Origin of the sequence: Superficieibacter sp., from assembly GCF_032071645.1 — a bacterium.
Lineage (GTDB): Bacteria > Pseudomonadota > Gammaproteobacteria > Enterobacterales > Enterobacteriaceae > Superficieibacter.
Genome location: NZ_DAMAPU010000016.1, coordinates 20751 through 32597 on the forward strand (window position 1 = coordinate 20751; position 11847 = coordinate 32597).

Here is an 11847-nt window from a genome sequence, read left to right on the forward strand (position 1 = left end):
AGGTACTTTACAGAAGAGACCGGGTGTTTTTCGTGACACCCATCACTCCCGAGAAAAGTTATTGCATCTCAATTCCATGAAATGGTGACACACATCACAAAAAATTGCGCATTACGCTGAAATTCATTCCGACAAGGTCGCCTGCCACGCGGTGAATTGTTAGCGCGGGGTCTATAGTTAACACTGCGCTAATATTGGGTACGGAGAATGCCATGACTACTGACAATCAGCCGGGTTTCGCCCCAGCGGCTGCACCCCATGCTTCCACTATCGTTCATACGCCTGACGATGCCATTACCGCCGGTGAAACCACTATTGCCACTCAGGGCGAAAACATGCCTGCTTATCATGCCCGCCCCAAACAGGCGACGGGCGATCTGCCTGTGGTAATCGTAGTGCAGGAAATTTTTGGCGTACATGAGCACATTCGCGATCTGTGCCATCGGCTGGCGCTGGAAGGTTATCTGGCGGTAGCGCCGGAACTGTATTTTCGCCAGGGCGATCCGAATGACTGGAACGATGTTCAGGCGCTGTTAAAAGAGCTGGTGGCAAAGGTGCCGGACGCGCAGGTGCTGGCGGATTTGGATCACGTCGCCAACTGGGCGGGGCGTAACGGCGGTGATGCGCATCGCCTCGCCATTACCGGTTTTTGCTGGGGCGGCAGGATCGCCTGGCTGTATGCCGCGCATAATCCGCAGCTCAAAGCCGCAGTGGCCTGGTACGGCAAACTGACTGGCGACCAGACCCTGAATTCGCCAAAACATCCGGTGGATGTGGCAACCGATCTTAGCGCACCGGTGCTGGGGCTGTATGGCGCGCAGGATAACAGTATTCCTCAGGAAAGCGTCGAAAACATGCGTCAGGCATTGCGTGCCGCTAATGCCACGGCGGAGATTATTGTCTACCCCGACGCCGGGCACGCGTTTAATGCCGATTACCGTCCCAGCTATCATGCAGAATCAGCGAAAGATGGCTGGCAAAGAATGCTGGACTGGTTCGCCCGTCACGCCGGGCAAAAAGGAAGCTGAAATCCGCGCGTCACCCTTTCAGGGCGCAGCATTTTTTAAATTTTTTCCCGCTGCCGCACGGACAGGGATCGTTGCGGTTTACGTTGCTCACGCTGGCGCTTTTTTCCTGCGCCAGCACGCGCGTGATCGCCTGCGGCGGATAGCCGTGGTCGACTAAGTCCTTCATAATATTCATTTCACGCGTGATATGACGGAAGAAGTGCTCATAACCCGCGCACAGATAATTATGACCGGGATGGCCTGAAGGCGAGACGGCAAAACGATGCTTAGGACAGCCGCCGTGACAAACGAAACGGTAGTCGCAGCGGCGGCAGTCAGCGGTCAGCGTCTCACTTTTAGCCTGCCCGAACGCTATCGCCTGCTGGCTGGTATTCATCTCGCCAATGGTCTGCTGATGAATATTTCCCAGCATATGCTCCGGGTACACATAGTGATCGCAGTTGTAGAGATCGCCGTTTGATTCGAGCGCAAAGGCATGTCCACAGTTTTCTGCAAAAACGCACAGCACCGGCGGTTGACCGCACCAGGCCGACAGCGCAACGTCAAACATTTGCACGTAGACGTGCCCCACGTCGCGCCGTACCCAGATGTCAAAAATCTGATTCAGAAATTCGCCGTATTGCCAGGACGGCACCGTCCACGGAGCCAGTTTTGCCGCGCTCTCGCCGGGCAATACCAGATTCAGCACGGATGAGGCTTCGGTGCTCATGCGCTCAACCAGCGGGATAAACTGTATATAGCGGGAGCCTGCGGCCAGCAGGAATTCGTACACTTCGCGCGCGTGCCCGACGTTATGCGCGCCTACCACGGTCAGGGTATTAAATTCGACGTTGTGTTCTTTCAGCAGCGCCATTCCCGCCATCACCTGCGCGTGGGTACCTTTGCCCGAGCGGGAAACCCGATGCTTATTATGCAGATGCGCCGGACCATCCACGGATAGTCCGATCAAAAAATGATGCGCGGCGAAAAACTGCGCCCACTCCGCATTGAGTAAAATGCCGTTGGTTTGCAGCGCATGGCTGATTTTTTTCCCGCTGGCGTGCTTCTCGCACAGTTCCACGACGCGGCGAAAAAATGGCAGCCCGATCATCGTCGGCTCGCCACCCTGCCAGGCAAATGTCACCTCGTTACCACGTTGGGCGTCAATATGCTGGCGAATATACTGTTCCAGCGTCTCGTCCGACATGCGCCAGTTTTTATTGCGCTCCGGGTAAAGCGCCTCTTTTTCAAGGTAGAAGCAGTACTCGCAATCAATATTACATACCGAGCCAGTTGGCTTCGCCATAACGTGGCAACCTGTTACAGCCATAAACATACTCCACCCGTTTACCGCGATCGTTAAGGGCTTTCATTATACGGATAATGCGTTATCGGAATGGCAAAAAAAAGAAGAGACCGTTGTCTCTTCTTTTTCTGGGGAGGGTGGATCTGTTACGCCTGGCGCAGGTTTTGCGCCGCTTTCACCATGTTTGCCAGCGCCGCGCGGGTTTCCGGCCAGCCACGGGTTTTCAGGCCGCAGTCCGGGTTTACCCACAGGCGCTCCGCCGGAATACGCTGGGCCGCTTTCTGCAACAGCGCTTCAATCCATTCCACGCTCGGCACGTTCGGAGAGTGAATATCGTAAACGCCCGGCCCGATTTCATTCGGGTATTCGAACTCTTCGAACGACTCCAGCAGTTCCATATCAGAACGCGAGGTTTCGATGGTGATCACATCCGCATCCAGCGCCGCGATGGAATCCATGATGTCGTTAAACTCGCAGTAGCACATGTGGGTGTGGATTTGGGTGTCGTCCTTCGCCACCGCCGCATTAATGCGGAAGGCGTCGACGCCCCATTGCAGGTACGCATCCCAGTCGCTGCGCTTGAGCGGCAGTCCTTCACGCAGTGCCGGTTCGTCAATCTGAATAATACCGATGCCAGCGGCTTCCAGATCCGCCACTTCATCACGCAGCGCCAGCGCGATCTGTTTGGCGATGGTTTCACGGCTGACATCTTCGCGCGGGAAGGACCAGCAGAGGATCGTTACCGGACCGGTCAGCATCCCTTTGACCGGTTTGTCGGTCAGCGATTGCGCGTATTTCGCCCACTCCACGGTAATCGGTTCCGGGCGGCTAACGTCGCCAATCACCACCGGCGGCTTCACGCAGCGGGAGCCGTAACTCTGGACCCAGCCGTTCTGGGTAAAGATGAATCCATCGAGATGCTCGCCAAAGTATTCGACCATGTCGTTACGCTCGGCTTCACCGTGGACCAGCACGTCCAGCCCCAGATGCTCCTGCTCAACAATCGCCTGTTTGATATGTTCAGCGATACCGGTGCGGTAGTTGTTGGCGTCCAGATTGCCTTTTTTGAAGTCCAGGCGCAGACCGCGAATTTCAGTGGTCTGCGGGAATGAACCGATAGTGGTGGTCGGCCATGCCGGAAGATTAAAGCGCGCACGCTGGGCTTTCGCGCGAACGTCATAGGCGCTGGCACGCTGGCTGTCCTGCGCGGTGATGTTCGCCAGGCGTTTTTCTACTGCCGCATTGTGTACGCGGGTTGAGTGACGACGAGCCTGAATCGGCGCGCTCCATTCCGCCAGTTTCGCGGTATCACCGCTGTTCAGCGCGTCGCGCAGCAGCGCCAGCTCCTCACATTTTTGCAGGGCGAAGGCAAACCAGCTTTTCACTTCAGCATCAAGGCGCGTTTCAACGCTCAGGTCGATGGGGCTGTGCAGCAGGGAGCAGGACGAGGCAACCCACAGATCGCGTTGACCCACGAGGTCTTTAATCTGCGCGTATTTCTCCGTCAGATCGGCACGCCAGACGTTACGACCATTGACCAGCCCCGCAGAGAGTAGCCAGTCGGACGGCAGGCGCTGGTGCAGTTCCGCCACATCATCTTTACCGTGTACCAGGTCAACGTGCAGACCCTGCACCGGCAGCGCGGTGATGGTGTCAAGATTCGCGCTGATGCCTTCAAAATAGGTGGTCAGCAGCAGCTTCACGTTGCCGGTGAGCGCGTCACAGGCCGGTTTGAACGCGTCCAGCCACGCCTGCGGCAGTTCCAGGACCAGTGCGGGTTCGTCAATCTGCACCCACTCAATGCCGCGTTTTGCCAGTTCAGCCAGCACTTGCTGATACACCGGCAGAATGTCATTCAGCAGGCTGAGGCGGTCAAACTGCTCGCCCTTCACTTTGCCAAGCCACAGATAAGTCACCGGCCCCAGCAGCACAGGCTTCACGTTGTGACCCAGCGCCAGCGCTTCGTCCACTTCATCCAGAAGCTGAGTCCACGTCAGTTTGAACTGCTGACCTTTAACGAATTCCGGCACCATGTAGTGATAGTTGGTGTTAAACCATTTGGTCATTTCCGCTGCCGCCGCCGGTTCGCCGGTCGGCGCACGTCCGCGACCCAGGCGAAACAGGGTGTCGATATCCACCGATCCATCGTTGTTCTGATGACGAGCCGGGACGTTGCCGAGCAGCAGGCTGGTGGTCAGAACATGGTCGTACCAGGCGAAATCGCCAACCGGCAGCAAATCAATGCCCGCCTGCTTTTGCTGATCCCAGTGACGCGCCCGCAATTCACGGCCCACCGCCAGCAGTTCTTCGCGGCTGGACTTGCCAGCCCAGTAACTTTCCTGCGCTTTTTTCAGTTCACGACGCAGACCGACGCGGGGGAAACCGAGGGTGTGATTAATAATTGTCATTTTTGAAGCCTCATATGTGTTATCCGCAGGATTTCGGATTCAGGGAAGGCGGGCGAGAAGTGCAGCCAATGCGCCCTGAATTCGAAAGACAAAGGATTTAGCCATCCAGATGTTTACACATCCATAATGTGAATGTACTGTATAATCCTCAAGCGCAATTTATTCATGCCGAAGTGAAGGACTTTCATGATCGAGATTAAACACCTGAAAACGCTACAAGCGTTGCGGAACTGCGGATCGCTCGCTGCTGCGGCAGCGACGTTGCACCAGACCCAATCCGCCCTTTCTCACCAGTTCAGCGATCTGGAACAGCGCCTCGGCTTTCGTTTATTTGTGCGTAAGAGCCAGCCGTTGCGCTTTACGCCGCAGGGAGAAGTGCTGCTGCAACTGGCAAACCAAATCCTGCCGCAAATCAGCCGCGCGCTTCAGGCGTGCAATGAACCTCAGCAAACCACGCTACGGATCGCCATTGAATGTCATAGCTGCATTCAGTGGCTGACCCCGGCGCTTGAGAATTTCCGTGCGAAATGGCCGCAGGTGGAGATGGATTTCAAATCCGGCGTGACGTTCGATCCGCAACCAGCGCTTCAGCAAAGCGAGCTGGATCTGGTGATGACCTCGGATATTCTGCCGCGCAGCGGTCTGCACTATTCGCCAATGTTTGATTATGAGGTCAGGCTGGTACTGGCCCCGGACCATCCGTTAGCGACGAAAACGCGCATTACGCCGGACGATCTGGCGAGCGAAACGTTATTGATTTATCCGGTGCAGCGCAGCCGCCTTGATGTCTGGCGTCACTTCCTGCAACCAGCGGGCATTAACCCAGCGCTGAAAAGCGTGGATAACACTCTGCTGCTGATCCAGATGGTCGCGGCAAAAATGGGCATCGCTGCCCTGCCGCACTGGGTGGTGGAGAGTTTTGAGCGCCAGGGGCTGGTGGTCACGAAGACCCTGGGCGAAGGGCTGTGGAGCCGCCTGTACGCCGCCGTGCGCGACGGCGAACAGCGTCAGCCGGTGGTGGAAGCGTTTATTCGTTCGACGCGCAATCATGCCTGCGATCATCTGCCGTTTGTACGGAGCGCGGAGCGACCCAACGGCGATGCACCCACAGCGAGGCCAGGATCACAGCCGCACCCGTAATAAAGCTCGGCCAGTGGGGTTGCTGATGCCAGATCGCCAGGTTAACCAGCAGCCCCGCAGGCACATGCATATTGTTCATGATACCCAGGGTGCCCGCGTCCACCTGAGTCGCACCATAGTTCCACATGAAATAGCCAATCCCTGATGCCGCCACGCCGAGGAACACCAGAATGCCCCATTGCAGCGTGGTTTCCGGCATTTTCTGCGCATTTCCCAGCATGAACCACGCGATCACCGCCACAATAAATGCGCCCATGTAGAACCAGGCAAAGGCATTGTGCTGCGGCATTGGACGGGTTTCCATCAGGCGTTTGTAGCCCACCATGCCGAGCGCAAAGCTAATATTGGAGAGCTGTACCAGCAGTAAACCGGTCCAGAAATGGGTCGTCACCTGGTCATAACGAATGATCCCCGCGCCAATGACCGCCAGTAGCGCGCTGAAAGCGTAGCCCCAGCGTAAACGCCGCTTGCTCATCAGGTCATAAATCAGCGTGATGTACAGCGGCGTCAGTACGGTAAACAGCAGCAGCTCGGAAACCGTCAGGTACAGATAGGCGCGGAAGCTCAGCATATACATGATGCCCAGTTGCATCGCGCCCACCAGCATATATAGACCGATCGTTTTTACGCTGTGTCCACGGACGCGCAGGAAAGGCAGAAATACCAGCGCCGCCAGCCCGACGCGCACCAGCACGGCAAAATAGCTGTCTACATGTCCGGCAAGATATTCACCAAACAGGCTGAAAGAGAAGGCCCACAGGATCGTGGTAATGATAAGGAGCGCCACAATGAATGTCTCTGAAGTTAAAGAACACTCATTGTAGCGGAGAGTCAGGTTGACAACTGATTAATAAAACATCACTCAAGAAAGAGCTTACGCAGATACTTCGGCACGGCGTTGTCGGCGTTGGTGCCAATCACTTCCAGCTCAGGATACAAATCCTTCAGCCGCTGGTGGGCGTTGGCCATAATGCAGCCTTTCCCCGCCATTGAGAGCATTTCCGCATCGTTCATGCCGTCGCCGAAGGCGATACAATCCGGTAAACCATAGCCCATCGCATTCGATACCGCTTCCAGCGCGTGGCCTTTCGAAACGCCGCCCGCCATGACTTCCAGGCAGGTCAGCGTAGAGAAACTGACGTTCACCCGGTCGCCCCAGCGGGCGTTAATTGCCTGCTCCAGCGGCAGTAGCTCTTCGTGGCTCATGCTGGTGAAAAACACTTTGCTGATGCCCTGCGGGTCAAGCAGGCCAGGCTCATACAATGAATACTGGAAGACCGCTTCTTTAAAGAAACGCATTTCTTCAGGACGGTGACGGTTCATAAACCATTCGTCGTCGCGATAAACGTTGGTGATGATGTTTGGATTGCCGTGAACGACGCCGAAAAGATCGCTGGCGATATCGCTATCCAGATTATGCGTAAACACCAGATTACCGTCGGTGTCATGTACCCGCGCACCGTTGGAGGTGATCATATAGGCCTTGATTTCGAGGCCGTCGCGAATTTGTCCGACGTCCACATGGTGACGCCCGGTCGCAAAGACAAAATTAATGCCGCGCGCGGTCAGCAGCTTTAGCGTCTCTTTTGCGTAGGGGGATAAACAGTGATCGGGTGAGAGTAGCGTACCATCTAAATCAGATGCAACAACCTGATACATAAGAAAATTCAACCTCTGGTCAGTAAAGCAATAATCAATTATGCCGATCGAAAAAGTCGATGATGGCGTTAAGCGCGACTGAGCGCATGGCGTCCTTTTCAAAAAGGATCTCGTGGTATGCGCCTTCAATAACCAGCGGTTTACCCCCTTCACAGGAATGCCCCGCCGCAGCGCGAATTTCACAGAAACGGTCGTGAACGCGGTTATCAACGACGCGCTCCTCTTCCGCCTGAAGCAATAACATCGGCGTGGCGTCATCGCCCGCGCCTGCCAGCACCTGCTCACCGGCCAGAATTCCCTCCCGCACCCAGTGGTGCGTCGGTCCACCGACGCGCAGTTTCGGCTCATCGGCGTAAAAGCGCAGGTTGCGACGGTAACGCTCACGGCTGTGGGTCAGCACGTTGACGCTGAACGGCAACGCGTGCCAGCGCCCGGTGCCCAGCGCGTAGCTCTCCCGAAAACGCTGATGGCCCTCAGCCCAGTCGAGGATTTGCCGCACCATCCAGTCCGGCAGGTGGATGATAATACCGAACATCGGCGCGCACAGTGCGATGGCATCGCACACTCCCGGCCTGCGCTGCAAAAAGAGCGTGGAGATGGTGCCGCCCATTGAGTGCGCCAGAATATAGCGTTTACGCCACGGCCCCGGCTGCACTTGCTGATCCCAGAACGCGGCCAGATCGTCAACGTAGTCGCTAAAGTTCACCACGTGTCCACGGTGTTCGTCAGGCAATATGCGCCCGGAACGTCCCTGCCCCCGGTGATCGATGATTAATACATCAAATCCCGTATGAAACAGGTCATACGCCAGTTCGGCATATTTTACGTAGCTTTCGATGCGACCAGGGCAAACGACAATTACCCGGTCGTTGTCCGGGGAGTGAAAACGGACAAAGCGCACCGGGATGTTATCCACGCCCGTGAACTCCGCCTCTTCACGCTGACGCCAGAAATCCGTCAGCGGTCCCATAGAAAAAGCGGCAAACGCATTTTCTCTTGTTTCCCAGCCCTTTTTTTGCCGAAACATCGGGCATCCACCCCCGCCTGACGTGTAATATCGTTTTTTTGTGACGCATCGCACAACGCCACAATACCTGGGTATTGTGGCATAAAAACAGACAATCAGGGAATTTCTCATGACCTTCGAATGGTGGTTCGCCTATCTGCTGACGTCCATTATCCTCAGCCTTTCGCCCGGCTCCGGGGCCATTAATACGATGACCACCTCCATCAGCCACGGCTATCGTGGCGCGGCGGCATCGATTGCCGGTTTACAAACCGGGCTTGGGATCCACATCGTGCTGGTCGGTATCGGGCTGGGGACGCTGTTCTCGCGTTCGCTGCTGGCATTTGAAATTCTGAAATGGGCGGGCGCAGCCTACTTAATCTGGCTCGGCATTCAGCAATGGCGCGCGGCGGGTGCGCTCGATCTCAATACCCTGGCGCAAACGCAGTCGCGCGGACGGCTGTTTAAACGCGCGGTCTTCGTCAATCTCACCAATCCGAAGAGCATTGTTTTTCTTGCCGCGCTGTTCCCGCAGTTTATCAGCCCGCATCAACCACAGGTGGCGCAGTACGTGATACTCGGCACGACGACTATCGTGGTGGATGTGATTGTGATGATTGGCTACGCCACTCTGGCGCAGCGGATCGCTCGCTGGATCAAGGGGCCGCGCCAGATGAAGGCATTGAATAAGGTATTTGGTTCGCTGTTTATGCTGGTGGGGGCGCTACTGGCGTCGGCAAGACACGCTTGAAGGTCCGCCCGATCGCTCGGGCGGCACGCTGGCTTAACGTGAAATAATCAGATGGATGCCAAAGCCGGTAAAGAGCGCACCGGCAAAACCGTCGATCCATTTCGCCACGCGCTGATAGCCGCGACGCATTTGTGGCAGGGCAAACAGGCTGGCAACGACGGTAAACCACGCCAGCGTTTCAATGATAATCAGCGCGAAAATACCCCAGCGCGCGCCAGCGCCGACGCTGTCGCCAACGAACAGCGAGAACACGGAGCCGAAATAAATGATCGCTTTCGGATTCGCCAGATTAGTCAGTAAGCCTTTCAAGAAGCTGCGCCCGCTTTGCGCCAGTTCAACCTGCGGCGCGGGAGCGTTGGTATCCTGCTTTTTCAGCGCGCCACGCAGCATCTGATAGCCCATCCAGCACAGATACAGCCCGCCGCCGACCATAATAATGTTGTGCAGCCAGGCCATTTTTTCGAGGATCAGATTCAGGCCCAGCAGCGCGACGCCCGCCCAGATCATAACGCCGCAGGTAATGCCGAGTACGCCCATCATGGCTTCTTTACGTGAACGGCTGACAGCGGTCTGAGAAACGAAGAAAAAGTCCGGTCCGGGGCTGATCAGGGCAACGAAGTGCACCAGCGCCACGGTCAAAAATAGCATCAACATAATTAACTCGCGGGGAAAGAATTCGGTGAGAGATCATCCTGGCACTTTTTCGCCCGGCTGACTACTCCTCATCGTCACCGTCAACGTGCGAGCGGATCAGCGCCATAAACTCTTTGCCGAAGCGTTCCAGTTTGCGCACCCCGACACCGTTAACGCTCAGCATTTCGCCCGGCGAGAGCGGCATTTGCTCCGCCATTTCAATCAGCGTGGCGTCGTTAAATACGACATACGGCGGGATATTCTCTTCATCAGCAATGGCCTTACGCAGCTTGCGCAGTTTGGCAAACAGCTTGCGATCGTAGTTACCGGCGAAGGATTTTTGCATGACGCGCGGCTTCAGCGCCACGATACGCGGCACCGCAAGGAGCAGCGGCGCTTCGCCGCGCAGCACCGGACGTGCGGCGTCGGTCAGTTGCAGAGCAGAGTGCTGGGCGATGTTTTGCGTCACCAGCCCAAGATGAATTAACTGGCGGATCACGCTTACCCAGTGCTCCTGGCTCTTTTCGCGTCCCATGCCGTAAACCTTAAGTTTGTCATGGGCGAACTCGCGGATGCGCTGGTTATTCGCGCCACGGATCACTTCCACCACGTAGCCCATACCAAAGCGCTGGTTAACGCGGCCAATGGTGGACAGCGCGATCTGCGCGTCGTTAGAGCCGTCGTACTGTTTCGGCGGATCGAGGCAGATATCGCAGTTACCGCACGACGCCTGACGCCCTTCGCCAAAATAGTTGAGCAGGACCAGACGGCGACAGGTTTGCGCTTCGGCAAACGCGCCCATCGCATTCAACTTGTGGCGTTCGATATCCTGCAACGGCCCGGCCGGTTTTTCTTCCAGACATTTACGCAGCCAGCCCATATCCGCCGGATCGTAAAACAGCATCGCTTCCGCAGGCAGACCATCACGCCCCGCGCGACCCGTTTCCTGATAGTAGGACTCGATGTTGCGCGGAATATCAAAATGGACGACAAAACGCACGTTGGGCTTGTTAATCCCCATCCCGAATGCCACCGTCGCCACCACGATTTGCAGATCGTCGCGCTGGAATTTTTCCTGCACCTCGGCGCGCACGTTGTTTTCCAGTCCGGCATGGTAAGCCGCGGCGCTAAAACCCCGCGCCTGGAGCCTGGCCGCAGTGTCTTCCACTTTTGCCCGGCTGTTACAGTAGATGATGCCGCTTTTGCCGCGCTGCTCCTGCGCATAACGCAGTAGCTGGTCGAGAGGTTTGAACTTCTCCATCAGCATGTAGCGGATGTTCGGGCGGTCAAAGCTGCTGATCTGGATAAGGGCATCGTTCAGGCCCAGCAGGCGAACGATATCCAGCCGGGTGGTGTCATCGGCAGTGGCGGTCAGCGCCATAAACGGCAGCGCCGGGAAGCGCTGGCGTAAATGACCGAGGGTGGCGTATTCCGGGCGGAAATCGTGGCCCCATTGTGAGATGCAGTGCGCTTCATCGACCGCCAGCAGCACCGGATGCCAGTGGGCGAGATGGTCGAGGAAGTTATCCAGCATCAGGCGTTCAGGCGCGATATAGAGCAGGCGAATTTCACCGTTACGACAGCCTGCCATGACCTGCTGCTGCTGTTCGCGGGTTTGCGTGGAATTCAGGCACGCCGCCGATACGCCGTTGGCCAGTAGCTGGTCAACCTGATCTTTCATCAGCGAAATCAACGGTGAAACGACAACCGTCAGGCCATCCAGCAACAGCGCCGGAATTTGATAGCACAGGGATTTGCCGCCGCCGGTAGGCATCACGACCAGACTGTCACGTCCTGCCAGCGCCGTATTGATGATCTCTTCCTGGCCGGGGCGAAACTGCTGATAACCGAAGGTTTCTCGCAAAACCCGTTTAGCCAGAGATTCCTGATTCAATACTTCCGCCTGCGCCACATTCACTCCAACCGCCCAAAATAAA

The 11847-nt window shown here is 56.5% G+C and carries 10 protein-coding genes; 3 read left to right on the plus strand and 7 right to left on the minus strand.

The features are described from left to right. Positions 1-212 precede the first annotated feature (212 nt). Positions 213-1028, plus strand: a complete 816-nt coding sequence (locus tag RT197_RS19025) for a dienelactone hydrolase family protein (RefSeq protein WP_312952728.1) — start codon at positions 213-215, stop codon at positions 1026-1028. Between the two features lie 10 nt (positions 1029-1038). On the opposite strand, the gene RT197_RS19030 is transcribed toward RT197_RS19025, so the two are convergent. Together RT197_RS19030 and metE are read right to left on the minus strand one after the other, a co-directional pair. After that, positions 1039-2337, minus strand: a complete 1299-nt coding sequence (locus RT197_RS19030) for an anaerobic sulfatase maturase (RefSeq protein WP_312952729.1) — start codon at positions 2335-2337, stop codon at positions 1039-1041. A gap of 122 nt (positions 2338-2459) precedes the next feature. Next, positions 2460-4721, minus strand: a complete 2262-nt coding sequence (gene metE, locus RT197_RS19035) for a 5-methyltetrahydropteroyltriglutamate--homocysteine S-methyltransferase (protein WP_312952730.1) — start codon at positions 4719-4721, stop codon at positions 2460-2462. Between the two features lie 186 nt (positions 4722-4907). Here metE and metR point away from each other — a divergent pair, with 186 nt between their 5' ends. Next, positions 4908-5861, plus strand: coding sequence for an HTH-type transcriptional regulator MetR (gene metR / locus RT197_RS19040; protein ID WP_312952731.1), 954 nt, complete (start codon positions 4908-4910; stop codon positions 5859-5861). On the opposite strand, the gene RT197_RS19045 is transcribed toward metR, so the two are convergent. The 3 genes from RT197_RS19045 to pldB form a co-directional block, all read right to left on the minus strand. Further along, entirely contained in the window at positions 5749-6648 is a 900-nt protein-coding gene (locus RT197_RS19045) for a carboxylate/amino acid/amine transporter (RefSeq protein ID WP_312952732.1), read from the minus strand. The genes metR and RT197_RS19045 overlap by 113 nt on opposite strands. Positions 6649-6719: 71 nt before the next feature. Further along, on the minus strand, positions 6720-7520 hold the full coding sequence (gene yigL / locus RT197_RS19050) for a sugar/pyridoxal phosphate phosphatase YigL (protein ID WP_312952733.1): 801 nt from the start codon (positions 7518-7520) through the stop codon (positions 6720-6722). A gap of 34 nt (positions 7521-7554) precedes the next feature. After that, positions 7555-8547, minus strand: coding sequence for a lysophospholipase L2 (pldB, locus tag RT197_RS19055; protein ID WP_312952735.1), 993 nt, complete (start codon positions 8545-8547; stop codon positions 7555-7557). Between the two features lie 109 nt (positions 8548-8656). Here pldB and rhtB point away from each other — a divergent pair, with 109 nt between their 5' ends. Beyond that, positions 8657-9277: a homoserine/homoserine lactone efflux protein gene (rhtB, locus tag RT197_RS19060; protein ID WP_312952736.1), complete on the plus strand. Its 621-nt coding sequence runs from the start codon at positions 8657-8659 to the stop codon at positions 9275-9277. Between the two features lie 33 nt (positions 9278-9310). Here rhtB and rhtC read toward each other — a convergent pair whose 3' ends face one another. After that, the gene (gene rhtC, locus RT197_RS19065) at positions 9311-9931 is read right to left on the minus strand and encodes a threonine export protein RhtC (RefSeq protein ID WP_312952738.1); all 621 of its coding nucleotides are present in this window, start codon (positions 9929-9931) and stop codon (positions 9311-9313) included. Between the two features lie 61 nt (positions 9932-9992). Continuing rightward, on the minus strand, positions 9993-11822 hold the full coding sequence (gene recQ / locus RT197_RS19070) for an ATP-dependent DNA helicase RecQ (protein WP_312952739.1): 1830 nt from the start codon (positions 11820-11822) through the stop codon (positions 9993-9995). Positions 11823-11847: the final 25 nt, after the last annotated feature.